This window comes from Planococcus koreensis (assembly GCF_004761975.1).
GTDB classification, from domain to species: Bacteria; Bacillota; Bacilli; order Bacillales_A; family Planococcaceae; genus Planococcus; species Planococcus koreensis.
This window is the reverse complement of the sequence record NZ_RQII01000042.1, coordinates 46,670-62,624: the sequence shown is the minus strand read 5'-3', so window position 1 is coordinate 62,624 and position 15,955 is coordinate 46,670. Positions and strand designations below refer to the sequence as shown.

18 protein-coding genes are annotated in these 15,955 nt (G+C 47.2%); 13 read left to right on the top strand and 5 right to left on the bottom strand.

The features are described from left to right. Positions 1 to 72: 72 nt before the first annotated feature. The gene (locus EGV91_RS10215; RefSeq protein WP_135503380.1) at positions 73 to 1,329 is read right to left on the bottom strand and encodes a C40 family peptidase; all 1,257 of its coding nucleotides are present in this window, start codon (positions 1,327 to 1,329) and stop codon (positions 73 to 75) included. Positions 1,330 to 1,728: 399 nt separating this feature from the next. On the opposite strand from EGV91_RS10215, the gene EGV91_RS10210 reads away from it, so the two are divergent. From EGV91_RS10210 to EGV91_RS10200, 3 genes are all read left to right on the top strand, one after another. Beyond that, on the top strand, positions 1,729 to 2,124 hold the full coding sequence (locus EGV91_RS10210; protein WP_135503378.1) for a hotdog fold thioesterase: 396 nt from the start codon (positions 1,729 to 1,731) through the stop codon (positions 2,122 to 2,124). Between the two features lie 101 nt (positions 2,125 to 2,225). Beyond that, the gene (locus tag EGV91_RS10205; protein ID WP_135503375.1) at positions 2,226 to 2,816 is read left to right on the top strand and encodes a DUF4825 domain-containing protein; all 591 of its coding nucleotides are present in this window, start codon (positions 2,226 to 2,228) and stop codon (positions 2,814 to 2,816) included. Between the two features lie 100 nt (positions 2,817 to 2,916). Continuing rightward, on the top strand, positions 2,917 to 3,486 hold the full coding sequence (locus EGV91_RS10200; RefSeq protein ID WP_135503515.1) for a TetR/AcrR family transcriptional regulator: 570 nt from the start codon (positions 2,917 to 2,919) through the stop codon (positions 3,484 to 3,486). Positions 3,487 to 3,512: 26 nt separating this feature from the next. Here the strand turns inward: EGV91_RS10200 and EGV91_RS10195 are convergent, their stop codons facing one another. Together EGV91_RS10195 and EGV91_RS10190 are read right to left on the bottom strand one after the other, a co-directional pair. Beyond that, positions 3,513 to 4,040, bottom strand: coding sequence for a methylated-DNA--[protein]-cysteine S-methyltransferase (locus EGV91_RS10195; RefSeq protein WP_135503373.1), 528 nt, complete (start codon positions 4,038 to 4,040; stop codon positions 3,513 to 3,515). Continuing rightward, positions 4,024 to 4,623: a bifunctional transcriptional activator/DNA repair enzyme AdaA gene (locus EGV91_RS10190; protein WP_135503371.1), complete on the bottom strand. Its 600-nt coding sequence runs from the start codon at positions 4,621 to 4,623 to the stop codon at positions 4,024 to 4,026. The genes EGV91_RS10195 and EGV91_RS10190 overlap by 17 nt, the downstream gene beginning before the upstream one ends. Positions 4,624 to 4,786: 163 nt before the next feature. On the opposite strand from EGV91_RS10190, the gene EGV91_RS17130 reads away from it, so the two are divergent. The 7 genes from EGV91_RS17130 (at position 4,787) to EGV91_RS10160 (ending at position 11,044) form a co-directional block, all read left to right on the top strand. After that, complete coding sequence (locus EGV91_RS17130) at positions 4,787 to 4,933, top strand: hypothetical protein (protein ID WP_158290601.1); 147 nt, start codon at positions 4,787 to 4,789, stop codon at positions 4,931 to 4,933. Positions 4,934 to 5,115: 182 nt separating this feature from the next. Beyond that, positions 5,116 to 6,780, top strand: a complete 1,665-nt coding sequence (locus tag EGV91_RS10185; RefSeq protein ID WP_135503369.1) for a formate--tetrahydrofolate ligase — start codon at positions 5,116 to 5,118, stop codon at positions 6,778 to 6,780. A gap of 7 nt (positions 6,781 to 6,787) precedes the next feature. Continuing rightward, positions 6,788 to 7,015 (top strand): hypothetical protein, encoded by a 228-nt coding sequence (locus EGV91_RS10180; protein ID WP_241666168.1) that lies wholly within the window; start codon positions 6,788 to 6,790, stop codon positions 7,013 to 7,015. Between the two features lie 151 nt (positions 7,016 to 7,166). Continuing rightward, positions 7,167 to 8,474, top strand: coding sequence for a DUF4139 domain-containing protein (locus EGV91_RS10175; RefSeq protein ID WP_135503368.1), 1,308 nt, complete (start codon positions 7,167 to 7,169; stop codon positions 8,472 to 8,474). Positions 8,475 to 8,506: 32 nt separating this feature from the next. Then, the gene (locus tag EGV91_RS10170) at positions 8,507 to 9,004 is read left to right on the top strand and encodes a TspO/MBR family protein (protein ID WP_135503366.1); all 498 of its coding nucleotides are present in this window, start codon (positions 8,507 to 8,509) and stop codon (positions 9,002 to 9,004) included. 141 nt (positions 9,005 to 9,145) lie between these two features. Continuing rightward, the gene (locus tag EGV91_RS10165; protein WP_135503364.1) at positions 9,146 to 9,760 is read left to right on the top strand and encodes a PH domain-containing protein; all 615 of its coding nucleotides are present in this window, start codon (positions 9,146 to 9,148) and stop codon (positions 9,758 to 9,760) included. Positions 9,761 to 10,063: 303 nt separating this feature from the next. Beyond that, the gene (locus tag EGV91_RS10160) at positions 10,064 to 11,044 is read left to right on the top strand and encodes a proline dehydrogenase family protein (RefSeq protein WP_135503362.1); all 981 of its coding nucleotides are present in this window, start codon (positions 10,064 to 10,066) and stop codon (positions 11,042 to 11,044) included. A gap of 36 nt (positions 11,045 to 11,080) precedes the next feature. Here the strand turns inward: EGV91_RS10160 and EGV91_RS10155 are convergent, their stop codons facing one another. Next, entirely contained in the window at positions 11,081 to 12,334 is a 1,254-nt protein-coding gene (locus tag EGV91_RS10155) for an MFS transporter (protein ID WP_135503360.1), read from the bottom strand. 206 nt (positions 12,335 to 12,540) lie between these two features. Here EGV91_RS10155 and EGV91_RS10150 point away from each other — a divergent pair, with 206 nt between their 5' ends. Continuing rightward, complete coding sequence (locus EGV91_RS10150) at positions 12,541 to 12,942, top strand: acyl-CoA thioesterase (protein ID WP_135503359.1); 402 nt, start codon at positions 12,541 to 12,543, stop codon at positions 12,940 to 12,942. A gap of 80 nt (positions 12,943 to 13,022) precedes the next feature. Here the strand turns inward: EGV91_RS10150 and EGV91_RS10145 are convergent, their stop codons facing one another. Beyond that, entirely contained in the window at positions 13,023 to 14,024 is a 1,002-nt protein-coding gene (locus EGV91_RS10145; RefSeq protein WP_135503357.1) for an alpha/beta hydrolase, read from the bottom strand. A gap of 191 nt (positions 14,025 to 14,215) precedes the next feature. Here EGV91_RS10145 and EGV91_RS10140 point away from each other — a divergent pair, with 191 nt between their 5' ends. After that, positions 14,216 to 14,860 (top strand): hypothetical protein, encoded by a 645-nt coding sequence (locus EGV91_RS10140; RefSeq protein ID WP_135503355.1) that lies wholly within the window; start codon positions 14,216 to 14,218, stop codon positions 14,858 to 14,860. A gap of 120 nt (positions 14,861 to 14,980) precedes the next feature. After that, positions 14,981 to 15,919, top strand: coding sequence for a ring-cleaving dioxygenase (locus EGV91_RS10135; protein WP_135503353.1), 939 nt, complete (start codon positions 14,981 to 14,983; stop codon positions 15,917 to 15,919). Positions 15,920 to 15,955 lie beyond the last annotated feature (36 nt).

Sequence of the window (15,955 nt, the reverse complement as noted above, 5' to 3'; positions counted from 1 at the left end):
GGAATGCCTTCTCGATAAACCGAAAAAATCCGGTACTGCTTCAGCGAAGCAGTACCGGATTTTTAATGCAGTTTAATAGAAACGTTTGAAGCCGTCGAATTTTTTGCCCCAATAGGAATCGCTCAGGCTGGTGATTTGGACGCGGTCCCCGCCAGCGTGGATAAAGTTGTTATTGCCAAGGTATATGCCCATATGCGAAATTCCCGGCTTATACGTATTTGCAAAGAATACCAAATCACCGACTTGTGGGTTGCTGACGTCATATGACCGTGCATCGTAGCCAGTGGTGTTGGTGCGCGGAATTTTAATGCCCGCTTGGTTGAATACGTAATAGATATAGCCGCTGCAATCAAAACCGCCAACTGCGGCGCCGCCCCATACATAAGGCGTGCCTAATTGGGAAGTCGCGATTGAAATCAGGTTCCCAGCAGTGCCTGAAGGAGCCGGTGCAGGGTTTGAAACCGGTTTTGGTGTTGGTTGGGTAGCGACTACTGTATTTTGGACTTTCAGCTTTTGGCCGACACGGATGGTGCTCGAAGTCAAGCTGTTCCAGTTCATGATCTGTGTTACGGAAATACCGTGGCGAATCGCAATGCCTGTCAATGTGTCGCCTTTAACGACTGTGTATGTTCCGGCTGATGCAGACGGAGCCGCTACAGGTGCAGAAACTGCAGGTGCAGATGGTGTCGGCTTGACTGCAGCAGCAGCCGTTTGGAGTTTAAGCACTTGGCCGATCCGGATTGTGTTTGAAGAAAGGCTGTTCCAGCTCTTCAGCTGTGCGACTGAAACTTTATGGCGGCTTGCAATGCCTGACAACGTATCACCTTTAACAACTTTATAAGTTGATGAAGAAGCAACTGGAGCTGGTGCAATTGCAAGAGCCGGAGCTGCAGGTTTAGCAGACGTTGCAGCTGCGCCAGCTACTTTCAGTTTTTGTCCCGGGAAAATCAAATGTGTAGTAAGGCCATTTAATTTCTGGATGTCGCTGACTTTCGTTTTATGTAGAGTTGCGATTCGGGAAAGTGTGTCCCCGGATTTCACTATGTATTCGGAACTCGATGCTGTTTGGGGCTTCTGGGCTGTGGCCGGGCTTTTTGAAACAGTAGCCGTTGTTGCAGGCGCTAATTTCAACACTTGATTAGCGTAGATGGCATCAGAACTTAAGCCGTTCCATTTTTTCAAATCCGCTACGGATACCTTGTTGGAAGATGCGATTTTCCAAAGGCTGTCTCCAGGTTTAATTGTGTAAGAGCTGGCATCTGCATCTGTAACACCTAAAAATAAGGCTAAAGAACCTGTAGCAAGCACTGAAAAAGCGATTTTCTTCATTAATTCTCCCCATTCCATCATCTTAGTTTCAGAAAATAGTAAAATATACGAGTGTCTGATAGTTTAGTTAATTGTATATTTATAAGAAAGAATAGGCAATATGATTTAATATTACAATTGTGTTACAAATAGATAATAGGGGTTTAGAGTAAAAAAAATACAAATTTAGCTGTCTTTGAGTTTAATTTTTAAATATAGTAGAAAATAAATCAGAAATCTTCAAAATGGTCATCTAGGTGGACTGATTAAATATGCATAAAGAAATAAAAAATGATTAAAAAGTCCTTATTTTTATCATATTATTAAAAAATGGATTTTTAATTGGCCGTAATCATTTCTGCAAAAAGGATCAACGGTATGGTATTTTAAAAATAACCAAAAAAAGGAAGGGTGTTAAGGATGGAATTGAAACCTTATGAACAGACGATCATCGGCACACTGGGAATAGAATTCACAGAGACTTCTGCAGAACGCGTCATTGCCACAATGCCGGTAAATGCGTCAACGCATCAACCATTCGGCCTGCTTCATGGCGGCGCATCTGTCGTACTGGCGGAATCAGTAGCAAGTGTCGGTACGTGGAATTTAATCGATCAAGAAAGTGAAATTGCTGTAGGGCTGGAAATAAACGCCAACCACATTCGGGGGAAAGCTTCTGGAATCGTAACAGCAATAGGGACCCCGCTCCATAAAGGGCGGAGTACAATGGTATGGGACATTAAAATCGTAGACGAAGAAGAAAAATTGATTTGCGTTTCCCGTTGCACAGTTGCTATTATGCAAAAAAATCGTTAAGGAATTTTCATTTTGCCGAATTCGCTGAGTTTTTTTGGAACTTTTCTGGAAGTCGCACGTATAGTTAAAGTAAGAGAGTGGGCGACAGGGGGGGGCGGGAAATGCAATGGGCGAAAGGGGCAGCGATACTTGCGTTATTCATGCTGACAGCGTGTTCAGCTGAAGCTGGAACTGAAATTACCACAATTGAAACGGTGAATGAGAATGAGTTGGCGGAATTAAGCGCAACTTATGTAGGGGATAACTCAAGGGTCTTGGGCATTGTTCAGGAATTGCCGGGTGCTGAAACGCTAAAGGAATTGAATTTGGAAGGTGAGAAGGTCCGGATTACATATGGCACTAAAAAAGGTTCGCTGTCGCAAGGTGACATCTTGGCGTATTGGTTTGATGACAATAAGGCCATGGAGAAAAACTTTTTGTACAATGCAGTCTACCTGGCGCTTCTTGTGCCAAATTCCAGTTCATACGCATTCCGGATCGACGATTTTTCTTTCGCCATCGAAAGAGAAGAAATGATAGAGATCCTGTCCGAAGAGTTTGTGGATTTCCCATCAGGCGACGAGGCCTGGGATCAGGAAGCGGTGGAAGTTTTCATAGATGATAATCGCAGAGAAATTGAAGAATGGGTCGAGTCCGCCGCAGTGCGCAAAAAATTTTTCGCTAAGCATCCAGTCATTTATATTTCAAACTGAAATCGCCTGATTGCAGGCGGTTTTTTTATTGCCTAATAGGGTACCACGATAGGTAATGGGATGAAATTCGGCAGGATTCGGAGAAAGGCGGCGTGGTGTGATGAAAGCGGAACTGATTCAGGCAAGTATCGGCCTCTTTGTGGAAAAAGGGTTCAGTGCAACGTCTATCCAGGACATTGTAGATAGGGTCGGAGTGACAAAGGGGTCATTCTATTATCATTTTAAAAGCAAAGAAGAACTGTTGATGCATATCCAGGCATCTTATATCGACGATTTGCTGACAAGGCAGAATCAGATTCTGGAAAGCGGGCAAAATGCGAAAGACAAATTGGTGAAGATTGTGGAATTGCTTATCCGGGATATCGAGGAGCAAGGTGAAATAGGGAAAGTCTATTACCGTGAAATCCGGCATTTGACTCCAGAGAATGCAGCTGTAATCAGGCACAAACGCGCCGAGTTCCGCGACAAGATCGAGACGGTAGTCAAAGACGGGGTTCAAAGCGGTGAATTCCGCGCAGGGCTGGAGCCAAGAATCGCGACTTTCGCAATACTCGGTGTCACCAATTGGAGCTATCAATGGTTCAATCCTTCAGGTACGCTATCGGTTGCAGAGCTTGCATGTATGCATACCGACTTTATCTTGAATGGCATGCTCGCTGAGAAGAAATGATCTGGTTTGCCTCCAATGGAAACCCCTCAAATCAAAGGATTTGAGGGGTTTTTTCCGGCTTCAAGTTCAAGCAAAAATCGTTTTAGTTCTAAACCTCCGCGGTATCCTGAAATGGCGCCGTTTTTGCCGATGACCCGGTGGCATGGTACGGCAATGAGCACGGGATTCGCGCCGATTGCTGTACCGACAGCCCGTATGGCAGTTGGTCTGCCCACGAGCGCGGCGATTTCGGAATATGGAACGGTCCGTCCGAACGGGATTTGCTGCAATGCCTGCCAGACGTCGCGCTGAAAAGGTGTGCCTTTGGCATCAATTGGCAAGGTGAAGGAAGATTCGGCGCCGCTTAGGCAGTCGAGCAATTGCTTGCGGTAGGGTTCCAATGCTTGTCTGTTCTCTTCTAAGCGGCTGCCGGCGAAGCGTTTTTTTAAATAGGCGCTGAAATGTTCAAAAGATTCACCTGGCGACCCGACGTAGCAAAGCCCGTAGAGAGTTTTGGCGATATAAAGTGTCCAGTGGCGGTTTTCAAGCACTGACCATTCAATCAGCTTGTCCATTGGGCATGCCCCTTCCTGTTAAGTGAAATGATTTTCGGTACCGGGCAGGTGTCAGCCCCGTACTGTTCTTGAAAAAGGTAATGAAGTAAGCGGTGCTGCCGAATCCAGCAGAGCCAGCGATTTCTGCAATCGGCAAATCGCTGGCCTGCAAAAGCTGAAGTGCTTTCTCAAGCCGTTTCTGCTGGGCGTAAGCCAAAGGCGATTGGCCCTTGAACTGTGTAAACAGCCGCTGCAAATGATACGGGCTGCCGTGGAACGTTTCCGCTAAAGTTTCCAAAGCGACCGTCTCGGTGAAATGGACGTCAATCCACCCGGCTACTTGATTGATCCATTCTTCAGCAGGAAGATTCAAGCCATCCGGCCGGCAGCGTTTGCAGGGACGGAAATTTTCATCGAGCGCAACATAAGCATTTTTAAAAATGCGGACATTTTCTCTTTTAGGGAGGCGTGATTTGCATGAAGGGCGGCAAAAGATGCCTGTTGTTTGGACGCCATAGAAAAATTGGTCGTCAAAACAAACATCATTGTCCACAATCGCATTCCAGAAAGTGTCTGGGACCAGAGTCGGTTTCAGTTTGGCCATGATGTCTTCACCTCTTCTTCAGTATATACCTTTTACCTGGTGCTATGCGTTTTGTTGGATGGAAAAGCAAGATTGCGAAACTCGATAAAATTAAAAAAGATTTTCCAGTTTTATCAGCAGTGATTAGGGAATAAAAAGACTAACACCAAAGAGGAGGGATTACATGGCTAGAGACAAGAACAAAGATGAATTGAAAGACAATGTGCTCGAACATGAATTCAGAGAACAAGCCCAGGAGTCGATGGAAGAAGTTCGTTTCTCTCAAGGTAAAAAACAAGAAACCGAAACAGACGAAAAAGATCAAAAATAATTCCTTAGACGATGCAATCCCGCATGCCGATTCCGGTGTGCGGGATTTTTGCTTCTGAAAATAGTGCGAAAGCAGGATTTATTGGCAGAACTGCGCAAGGCATTCGCTTTTGCTGGGCAGTTGATTTTATTTTTCAGGTTGTCAGGTTATACTAAAAAGAAAAATTGAAAGTTGGGACATGGATGCCATTTACGGATTTGTCGATAGCTGCTGGCGCTAAAATGCTGCCGATTCAGGAGATTGCAGAACGTGCAGGAATTTCAAAGGATGCTCTGGAACTTTACGGGAACTTTAAAGCGAAGATTAATGTCAATTCATTGCCTCCGGCGGGAGCTCTTGGGAAGGTCGTTCTTGTGACGGCGATCAGCCCAACCCCTGCTGGTGAAGGGAAATCGACTGTGACGGTCGGTTTGGCAGATGCGTTCAAACAGCTGGAAGAATCGGTTGTCGTGGCGCTGCGCGAACCATCGCTCGGGCCGGTTATGGGCGTCAAAGGCGGTGCTACTGGCGGAGGTTTTGCACAGGTGCTGCCGATGGAAGACATCAATCTTCATTTTACAGGAGATATCCACGCCATTACGTCAGCCAATAATGCATTGGCGGCATTTATCGACAACCATTTGCACCAAGGGAACGAATTGTCCATCGACCCGAGGCGCATTACGTGGAAACGTGCGCTTGACATGAATGACCGGGCGCTGCGCCATGTGACAATCGGTCTCGGTGGGCCGGCTCAAGGCGTACCGCGTGAAGACGGCTTTGACATCACCGTGGCTTCTGAGATTATGGCTGTGCTGTGCCTGGCCACTTCAATGGACGACTTGAAAGAGCGGCTCGCGCAGATGGTCATTGGCTATACGTATGGGCGGGAGCCGGTGACAGTGCGCGATCTTCAAGTGGAAGGCGCATTGGCATTGTTGCTGAAGGACGCCTTTAAGCCGAACTTGGTGCAGACGATCGAAGGTACGCCGGCATTGATCCACGGCGGGCCGTTCGCGAACATTGCCCACGGCTGCAATTCCTTGATGGCCACGAACACGGCACGCCAGTTGGCGGATATCGTGGTCACGGAAGCTGGTTTCGGAGCAGATTTGGGTGCAGAGAAGTTCATGCACATCAAATCCAGAAAAGGCGGTTTCCATCCGGATGCCGTGGTCATCGTAGCCACTGTGCGTGCGTTGAAAATGCATGGCGGCATTGCAAAAGGCGACTTGGCGAAACCGAATCCGGACGCGGTGCGACGTGGCATGGTCAATTTGGCCAAGCACATTGATACCATCCGGCAGTTCGGCATCGAACCGGTGGTGGCGTTAAATCGCTTCGTCGGCGATTCAGAAGAGGAATTGGCAGAGATTACGGGATGGGCAGAAGCCCAGAACGTCGCGATTGCCATGACCAATGTCTGGGCCGAAGGCGGAAAAGGCGGAATTGAACTGGCGAAATTGGTGAAACAAGAGCTGGAGCGCCCAACGGACTTTAAATTCCTTTACAACGAAAGCGATGAAGTGGAAGAAAAGCTGCGTGCCATTGTCCAGAAAGTCTACGGCGGCACAGATGTCCAATTATCGGATAAAGCACAAAAACAATTGCTGGAACTGAAGAAATACGGTTGGGACGAGCTGCCGATCTGCATGGCGAAAACGCAGTATTCGCTGTCTGACCAGCCGAAGCTTTTGGGCCGCCCGGAAGGGTTCACCATCACGATCCGGGAAATCATCCCGAAACTGGGCGCTGGATTCCTCGTTTGCCTGACGGGCGATATCATGACGATGCCGGGCTTGCCGAAACTGCCGGCCGCCTTGAATATGGATGTCGATTCAGACGGCAAAGCAGTCGGGCTGTTTTAATAGAAGCATGGCCAACGAACATATGGTTTCATTGATTGACTTTGTCGCCCGCGGATCCTCGCTTTACATTCAATTATCGGTGTATGACGCCGAAACCGGGCGCGAATTTCGTGAAGAGGTGCGGTTTTTGGGCGATCTGCTGTACGGCGAACTCGTCCATCCCGAACGCTCCCCATTATCGGACGGCTGCCGGCAATACACCATCACCTATTTAAAAGACCGCTTCAATCGCTGAAGCGGTCTTTTTGTACGCTCTTTATTCGCTCCAGGAGAAAACTGTAAACCGTATTCAGAATAATGTGATAGAAAATCCGGATATATGCTACTATATGGAAAATAGGAAGTGCGGTTTCAAAGGACTTAAATTGCTGAGAGGATGTGTTTTTATGAAAATACAGTCAACGCAAGAAGAACGAAAATCACTTCGCCTAACGGTATACAATGGCGGTTTCGGGCTGGTGAAAGAAGTGCGGCTGCTGGAATCATCCGGACCGGTATCAGAAATCCAGTTCATGGATATCGCGGAGCATATCGAGGCGGATTCGGTCATGGTCCGGGGCCTTCAAGTGCTTGAGCAAAATTATGATTATGACTTGGCTGATGGGCAAAAGCTGCTTGGAAAGTACATTGGGCAGGTCGTGACGGTCCGCAACCAGGAAGCGGGAGAAGAAATGGCGATGCGCCTGTTGAGTACGTCGGACGGCATCGTTGGTGAACGCACCTATAATGGCGAGATTCTCATCAATCCGCCAGGCGGCTTAGTCTTGCCGGCATTGCCGGATGGGCTTTTCCTGAGGCCTTCGTTGATTTTCCAGATCGCTCCGATGCCTTTGCAGCAAGAAGTCCAAGTCTCTTATATGACGAAAGGCATTGAGTGGGAGGCATCTTATGTTGCTGAAATCGCCGGCAAAACGGTCAGCCTCTCGGGTTGGATCAAGCTGCGCAATGAAACCGGGACCAGCTTTCCGGACGCGGCGCTCAAATTCATTTCCGGTGAAGTGAACCGTTATGAAACGCCCCATCTGTTCCGTGCATCGGGTTTCATGCAGCAAAAGAATATGGGCGCTGACCTGCCAGTCGAAGAACATGGCTTTGCTGACTACCATGCCTATACACTGGAACGGCCGGTCACGCTGCTGAATGGCCAATTAAAACAGATCAATTTCATGCGGATGGAAGGTGCGAGTTACAAAAAAGCGTATGTGGTTGAACGGAATAGCAGACAGGCGGCCGTGAAGCTGCAGTTTAAGAACAGCAGCGCCAACGGATTGGGCATTCCGCTGCCGAAGGGGCTCATGAAAGTTTTTGAGCAGGACGTGGACGGAGAACTGGAATTTGCGGGAGAAGATTTTTTGGAGCACACGCCGAATGGAGAAACCGTATCGCTGAAAATCGGGCAAGCAGCCGATATTTTGTCGGAAAGCCGAGAAGCGCTGCGCGAGCGCCGCGGCAAGTTGGAAGTTGTGACGTGCATCTACGAAGTGAAGAACAAAAAACAAGAAGGCGTGAAGATCGATATCGACCATGAAATTTTTGAACCTTTGTGGAAAATGGAATCTTCATCGCACGATTACGAGGTGAAAAGTTCGCGAATCGTTGAATTCCGCGTGTGGGTGGGCGCAGAAAAGTCGGTAGCAGTGGAGTTCACCTATGTCGTGGACAAAGGCGGCGAAGAAAATCCCAGGCCCCTGTAAAGAGCCAGATGAAAACTGAAGGAGGAAATAGCATGGAATTCCTGAAAGTGAATGGCAAGATCAACCCTGGAAAACTGGCAATGAGCATAATGGTGCCGGTCGTCGGCGGCTCATTAGCCGGAGCGTTTGCAAACCGCAATACCCAAGAAGAGTATGCTGAATTGGAAAAGCCTTCTTTTTCCCCGCCGCCTTGGATTTTTCCGTTGGCATGGACTGCTTTGTACACTTCCATGGGAGTTGCAAAATACCGGGCGGCGGAAAAAGCCATATTGAAAAACGAAACGCAGAAAGTATTGGCTCCTTATAATCTGCAATTGGGCCTGAACTTCCTGTGGTCATTCCTGTTCTTCAAATGGGGGCTGCGCGGCACCGCGCTTGCGGAAACGGTTTTGATGCTTGCAGCAATAACGTGGACGACATATGAGTTTTACCGATACGATCAAACGGCCGGCAATCTCATGATCCCTTACATCGCGTGGGTAACATTCGCAATGGGCTTGAACGCTTCGATTTGGAAGCTAAATAAATGATCGATAAGGAAAGGGGCCGCCGGGAAACTTCCCGCGGCTTTTTATTGTTCCGCATCTTGCCAGCATTTGATAAAATGGAGAAAATTGTATACAGTTTCTTACAGAAGGATTATTAATTTTCATGAAAAGGGGAATGGAAACATGTTCAAGAAAATGGCTGCAGACGCATTAGGATTATCGGATGTCGGGAAAATCATCGACCCGCAGGATTATGACAAGACGGACGCTGACGATTATGTCATGCATGAAGACCAGGAAAAAATCTTTTTCCTGATTAAAACCAGAGCGGATGAATACTGCTTTACAAACCTCGCGTTGATCCATGTTGACGGCGAAAGCGCGATGTCTTCAAAACGCACCTTGAGGCGCTACCCGTATTCCCAGCATTTTATTTCGGATGTCTTTATGGAAACGGCAGGGAAAATTGATTTGGATGTTGAAATCGGCTTTAAACTTGGCGAAATTCCATTCAAGATCGACGTTCAAAAAAATCAGATCGAGAAATTGACGGACCTGTATAAATCGTTGCTGCGCATTGCGGAAATCACGTATGAAAATAAGATACTGATCTCCATGGCCAATGAAAGCTTGGACAAGGCTGTCGTCGTGCTGCAGAATTCACGTCCGAACGATGTCGCTTTGGATGTGCAGTATTCCAAACTCACCGACTTCGGATTCACGTGGATGTCATCAGTCCGCAATCAATACCATGTCAAAGATTTTGGCGATGTGTTCGAGAAATACATCAATAATTGATTTTTTAAAGAGGCTTCCGCCCAATAATGGGCGGCAAGGCTCTTTTTTAGTTCAAGCGATGAATAGCCGAGGCGGCCGGCCGCATGATACACTGTGCGATATCATGGAACGTTGTCGAAATTTGATGAAATTATGGCGATGCTATAGCTCTTTTCGAGATAAACGGTATTTTTTTGATGCAGGTTCCAAGAAAAAAGATTACAATTAAATTTGATTAGAGCGAACAGTAAATAAAGTGGAAATCATTCCCGATGCCACTGGATAGAAAGCGCTTTTGGGTGAATTGGATCAGGAGGGAAAATTATGTTAAAAGACGTATTTATCGGTTTGTCAAAAAACCAATTTCTAACCAGTGCGGCTAAGAAATATGGCCTTAAATTAGGTGCGCAAACTGTTGTAGCGGGAGTGGATATCGGAGAGACGATCAAAAGCATCCGCGAATTGAATGCAAAAGGCATCAGCTGCACAGTTGATAACTTAGGCGAATTTGTTTTTGAAAAAGAAGAAGCGCTCAAAGCGAAAAACAGCATTTTAGAAGTTATTGAAAGCATCCATTCAAATGGAGTAGATGCACATGTTTCCTTAAAACCTACCCAAATCGGCTTAGATATCGATTATGATTTCTGCTATGAAAATTTACGTGAAATCGTCGATGCGGCAAGCAAATACGATATGCATATCAATTTGGACATGGAAGATTATGGCCATTTACAGCCTTCATACGATTTGCTGGATACTCTTCTGAAAGATTACGACAATGTCGGAACAGTAATCCAAGCTTACTTCTACCGGGCAATGGACGATATTGAAAAGCATAAGGACCTTCGCCTGCGCATCGTCAAAGGCGCTTACAAAGAGCCGGCTGAATATGCTTACCAGACTGCAGAGGAAATCGACGCGAATTTCATCAAGCTGATCGAATATCATTTGCTCAATGGAAAGTTCACATCTATTGCGACGCACGATCACAACATCATCAACCACGTTATCGACTTCGTGGAAAAGAACAGCATTTCGCGCGATAAATTCGAATTCCAGATGCTTTATGGATTCCGTAAAGACATGCAATTGGACTTGGCGAATAAAGGCTATCACTTCTGTGTTTATGTGCCATTCGGCGACGACTGGTACGGCTATTTCATGCGCCGCCTGGCAGAGCGCCCACAAAACTTGAATCTTGTTGTCAAACAAGTGTTCAACAAACGCACCAACAAAGCGATCGGACTTGCTGCGGGAGCATTCCTGCTCGGCCGTATGACGAAGAAAAGCAAAAAAAGAAGATAACGAAAAGGATGGCCATAACCGGGCCATCCTTTTTTGTTATTCCTGGAGTTTTCGTTTGCCGAAAATGAAATAAAAATAGCTGGCGGAAATCAGGTAGAGACCGGAAGTGATGGTGAATGCGTAGGCATATCCCCAATAAGATCCAAATGCGATCACCAAGCCAGCAGCGATCGGCCCCATTGTAGCCCAGCCGATATTGAATACTACTTGATTGACGGAGTTGGCGAGCCCTTTGTATTTATCATGGACGACTTCCATTGCAATGGCGCTTTGGATAGGATTCCCGGCATTCATCAATGCTTGGCGCAGCAAAAAGCCGAGGGACGCCAGCAGCAGCGAAGTTGTATAGGCAGTTAAAATGAGAAAAGGGATAGACAGCAGCTGAAAGAGGAGCATCGCTTTTACTTTCCCCACTTTCGCAACCAGCAGAGGACCAATCAGCATCGCCACGACGGTCATCGCAGAGCCGAAAGCCAGGATAAGGCCGATATACGAATTTGAAGCATCGAAACGGTTTGCAAAGTAGAGGTTCAAATAAGGGACAACCAAACCGGAGCCCAGCCCGATTAACAGGCTGGCAAATGAGAAGTGGAAAATGGCTGTCAAATTTATCTTCAAACCGGCATCGTCCGTGTCGATGTCGATGCGCGTATTCACCTTCTCCTGCGGGGCGGGCGGCTTGTTGTCCAGCTTCAGCAGCGGTATCAGCCCGGCTGTGTAAAGGACAGCGCCGACAAAAAGCGACCAGCGAATGGCACCGACTGCGTCCATCGACAAAAGCCATTGGAACACATCCGACACAGCGCCTCCGAGCAGGCTGCCTGCCACATTGGCCAAGGTCATCAAGGCGAAATAGACGCTGAACAGATGGACGCGCTCGGAGGATTTGGAATGCTCGGCGAGGAATGGAATTCCGGATACCTGCACGAAGGCCATGAATAAGCCTGTGAAGAAAGCAGCAGCCACCAATTGTGTTTCATCGACTGCAAAGCTGCGGTAGAACAATGTTGCAGCACCGGCTGCGCCGCCGCCGAGAAGCATCCATTTGCGGCCGAATTTATCGCTGAGGAAGCCTGCTGGAATCAGCATGATTGCCGCGGCTGCGGCAGTCATGGATATGACGTTGCCGTTCACCGTTTCGGGCATGCCCAGCTCTTTTATGTAGAGGTTATACATGACCATGAAGACACCCAAGCCGCTTTGCAGCAGGACATTCGCCAGCATGAATAATTTAACGTTGCGGTTGAAGGACAAGATTTTCATTTTCCATTCGTTTGCCCAAAGAATCATTAAGTTTCACCCATTTCGATACGTAAATATTTCGCTTCTCTAAATATATGGCTTTCCATCCTGTAAATCAATGCCTGATTTCAACGCAGGCAGGCCAAAGCGAAAAATGCAGACTTGAAATTTGAAGAAAGTACGCAGCCATCGAAAAGCGATTGGGGTCTGCTAATGGTAGACTAGAAGCATAATCAGCTAAAAGGAGGATGTTCATGTATCGCACAATTTTGACGCCGCGGGTTTCAGAAACAGATGCGGTGGGCCATATCAACAACACAACTCTCCCGGTCTGGTTCGAGGCCGCGAGAAATCCACTATTCAGCCTGTTCACACCAGATCACGATTTTGCCAAATGGAAACTCGTCATTGTCAAAACGACTTTGGAATTCATTGGGCAAATATACTTCGGAGAAAATGTGGAAATCAGAACCTGGATTAAAAATATCGGCAACAGCAGCCTGGAACTTTACGAAGAGCTGTATCAAAAGAACGAATTATGCGCAAAAAATACAGTGGTCTATGTAAATTATAATTTGGAAGAGCAACAGTCTGAAAGCATTCCTGATAGCATTCGCAAGGAATTGGAAAACCATCGGTACGAAGAACAGCATTAATGCAGTCTTGGATCATCTCTAAAAAAGGAATCCCTGAAAGCCGGTTTACACGCTCTCGGGGATTCCTTTTCCTTTGGTATTTACTTAGGCTCAGACTGTGCGGACAGGAATGCCAGCGTCTTCTCGAAAGTCGCCTGTGCCTCTTCGGTGTGTAATGTGAATTGGTATTGGTGGCCAAGCCCTTTGCCGCTGCCCTCGAAAAATACCTCATCAACGGCAATGCCTTTTGCCTTCAAAGTATCGGCAAGCTCAACCGACTGGGAAGCCAGGAGGTCAGCATCACCAGCGCTGATAAATGCAGGCGGGTAAGCGGCGGTGACATGGCCGACCGTCGATAACTCATTGATGCGGCCGAAGTCTTCAAAGCGTTCGGTTCCCGTATAAGTATTCAAAAACAGATCAATGCGCGGGTAAGCGGTGGCCCTGACTGTTTCCATATTGTATAAGCCACAGAAAAGTATGGTGCCGCGCAGGGCGCCGGGATCAATCGCAGGATTTATGCTGACGGCAGAGGCCAAGGCAGGGTTGGTTATGGTTGCCGCCAGTTGGCTGGAAATCTGAGCACCAGCGGAATCGCCGCCGATAAAAATGCGGGACATGTCGCCGCCGTACTGGGCTGCATTCACTTGCAGATATTCAAGAGCTTCGTTCGCTTGAATGATAGGTCCAGGATACAATTGCTTAGGGGCAAGCGCGTAATCGATATTGGCCACTACATAGCCAGCATTAGCCAATGCCATGCCGTAATTCTTGCGCATGTCTTTCGTGCCGCCGATATATCCGCCTCCGTGAATCCACAGGATGACAGGAAGCGCTTTATCAATTGTTTTCGGATAATAGATGTCCAGGACACTATCTTCCAGGTCGCTATAAACCAGGTTTTCTGCTGCCAAAACATTTTCTTCAATAGCTGCAAGATTTGGCGGAGCGGTGTAGACAGAAGAGCTGATTGGTTTTTTTGAAGCAGATGCGTCAAAAGAAGTCATGAATAATTCTGAAATGACCATTGCCAGCATCAACGCAATAAAAGAGAAAGAGATAATCCGTTTATGTGGGCTTAAATTTTTATGCAGGCGGGCCATAGTCCACATCCTTTTTGAAGTGATATTGCTTTTAAATATTTATCCTATCTTATCTAGGAGTATAGGAGGAAAGATAGGGTCGATTGTACTAACTTAGCTGATATAGATGATTAATTTGATAATTTGGATAAGATTCGATTCTGCAGATGCCGGGTATTAAGAATTGAACGCAAAAAGAGGAAGTGAGAAAAATGTTCGGATTAACCGATTTGATAGCCTTGGTCATATCAGCATTCATTATTTTACCGATAGTCGTTTTTATAAGAGAAATTGGATATTTGGTCATCAGCCCCATTGTCGGTGTACAGAATCCGCGCCTCACAATCGGCTCAGGCCCGCGAATTATGAAGTTTTGGATATTCGACATTAGAAAGTACTATCACTTATATAGCTGGTACTCCTACGATTCGCTGAAAAGGACAAGCCGCTTTTCCTATGTCGCCTTATACGCCAGCCCGATACTGGTCAACGTTGCCGTAGCCGTTACCATTAACGCCATGCTCGCAAATGGTATGCTGCAAGATTATGCGACGTTTTGGAACCGGTTCGTCTTCTATGTCTTCTATTTTGTGCTATTTGATGCAGTGCCGATGAAGACCGCCAACGGCAAGCCCAATAATGGCATGATCATCTACGAGATGCTGCGCTACGGAAGGCGCACCGATTACAACGATGAGCCTTTCCTGCCGTCGACAACGGAAGTGGAAGAAGAATACCAGCAGGAAATGGAGAAAGTGGAAGAGATTAAAGAACGTGAAGTGGAAGAAAAGGAAGAAAAGGAAGAAGAAATCAAAGAGCTGAAAGAAGAGTTAAAGAAAGAAGGAAAGAATGTGTAGGAAAGTGGCCCTCCGCCTTGCTGGCTGCTTCGGCACATGCGGCGGGCAGTAAGTGTCTTGAATTCGAGATATTTGGATGGTAAAATAAATCCATAGCAAAAGTAAGGGAGCTGGTTGTTCATGGCAAAACAGACGGAAGGCATTCACCATATCACCGCGATTGTAGGAGAGGCACAGGAAAATGCTGATTTCTATGCAGGTGTGTTGGGGCTGCGTTTGGTTAAGAAGACCATTAATTTTGATGACCCGGGAACGTATCATCTTTATTTCGGGAATTCTGCAGGCGAGCCGGGGACCATCATTACATTTTTCCCTTGGGGAAATGCCTATAAAGGGAAAATCGGCGACGGGCAAGTCGGCGTGACGACTTACGCTGTTCCACCGAATGCTTTGGAATTTTGGGAAAAGAGATTGGCTAAGTTCGGCGTAGCGGTTGAAAAAGTTGAGCGTTTTGGCGAGCAATATTTGGCTTTCAATGATCCGCACGGTTTGCAGTTGGAACTGGTCGAACGCGCGGGAGGCAAGGCGAACGATTGGCGATTCGGTGAAGTGACGCCGGAAACAGCGGTCAAAGGTTTCGCTGGGGCTGTTTTGTATACGTCCAATGCTGAAAAAACTGCTGAGCTGCTCCAAACGGTGATGGGCCTTCAAAAAATTGGTGAAGACGGCAGCATGCTGCGTTTCCGCTCCCCGGCCGAACTCGGGAATACCGTCGATGTGAAATTGGCGCCTGTGGGAATCGGGCAAATTGGCATCGGAACGGTCCATCACATTGCTTGGCGTGCGAAAGATGACAAAGACCAATTAGACTGGAAGCATCAAATTGAAGCGTATGGCCTTGGTGTAACGCCTGTACAAGACCGGAATTATTTCAATGCCATCTATTTCCGTGAATACGGCGACCTGTTATTTGAAATCGCCACTGACCCACCAGGTTTTACGGTGGATGAAACGCAGGAAGCAATGGGGCAGGAGCTGATGCTGCCTAAACAATACGAACAATACCGCAATCGGCTGAAGCAGGATCTGGCTCCGCTGGAAATCCGCGAAGTGGATTGAAAATAGAAAAGCGCGTTTCGGAAGCCGAACTTCCGA

What these genes read in the sequence shown, in the direction of transcription:
- EGV91_RS10160 (WP_135503362.1), top strand. Translation starts at nt 10,064, where the DNA reads ATGTTAAAAGACGTATTTATCGGTTTGTCAAAAAACCAATTTCTAACC.
- EGV91_RS10145 (WP_135503357.1), bottom strand. Translation starts at nt 14,024, where the DNA reads ATGGCCCGCCTGCATAAAAATTTAAGCCCACATAAACGGATTATCTCT.
- EGV91_RS10210 (WP_135503378.1), top strand. Translation starts at nt 1,729, where the DNA reads ATGGAATTGAAACCTTATGAACAGACGATCATCGGCACACTGGGAATA.
- EGV91_RS10180 (WP_241666168.1), top strand. Translation starts at nt 6,788, where the DNA reads ATGGCCAACGAACATATGGTTTCATTGATTGACTTTGTCGCCCGCGGA.
- EGV91_RS10200 (WP_135503515.1), top strand. Translation starts at nt 2,917, where the DNA reads ATGAAAGCGGAACTGATTCAGGCAAGTATCGGCCTCTTTGTGGAAAAA.
- EGV91_RS10165 (WP_135503364.1), top strand. Translation starts at nt 9,146, where the DNA reads ATGTTCAAGAAAATGGCTGCAGACGCATTAGGATTATCGGATGTCGGG.
- EGV91_RS17130 (WP_158290601.1), top strand. Translation starts at nt 4,787, where the DNA reads ATGGCTAGAGACAAGAACAAAGATGAATTGAAAGACAATGTGCTCGAA.
- EGV91_RS10175 (WP_135503368.1), top strand. Translation starts at nt 7,167, where the DNA reads ATGAAAATACAGTCAACGCAAGAAGAACGAAAATCACTTCGCCTAACG.
- EGV91_RS10170 (WP_135503366.1), top strand. Translation starts at nt 8,507, where the DNA reads ATGGAATTCCTGAAAGTGAATGGCAAGATCAACCCTGGAAAACTGGCA.
- EGV91_RS10185 (WP_135503369.1), top strand. Translation starts at nt 5,116, where the DNA reads ATGCCATTTACGGATTTGTCGATAGCTGCTGGCGCTAAAATGCTGCCG.
- EGV91_RS10215 (WP_135503380.1), bottom strand. Translation starts at nt 1,329, where the DNA reads ATGAAGAAAATCGCTTTTTCAGTGCTTGCTACAGGTTCTTTAGCCTTA.
- EGV91_RS10190 (WP_135503371.1), bottom strand. Translation starts at nt 4,623, where the DNA reads ATGGCCAAACTGAAACCGACTCTGGTCCCAGACACTTTCTGGAATGCG.
- EGV91_RS10135 (WP_135503353.1), top strand. Translation starts at nt 14,981, where the DNA reads ATGGCAAAACAGACGGAAGGCATTCACCATATCACCGCGATTGTAGGA.
- EGV91_RS10195 (WP_135503373.1), bottom strand. Translation starts at nt 4,040, where the DNA reads ATGGACAAGCTGATTGAATGGTCAGTGCTTGAAAACCGCCACTGGACA.
- EGV91_RS10205 (WP_135503375.1), top strand. Translation starts at nt 2,226, where the DNA reads ATGCAATGGGCGAAAGGGGCAGCGATACTTGCGTTATTCATGCTGACA.
- EGV91_RS10140 (WP_135503355.1), top strand. Translation starts at nt 14,216, where the DNA reads ATGTTCGGATTAACCGATTTGATAGCCTTGGTCATATCAGCATTCATT.
- EGV91_RS10150 (WP_135503359.1), top strand. Translation starts at nt 12,541, where the DNA reads ATGTATCGCACAATTTTGACGCCGCGGGTTTCAGAAACAGATGCGGTG.
- EGV91_RS10155 (WP_135503360.1), bottom strand. Translation starts at nt 12,334, where the DNA reads ATGATTCTTTGGGCAAACGAATGGAAAATGAAAATCTTGTCCTTCAAC.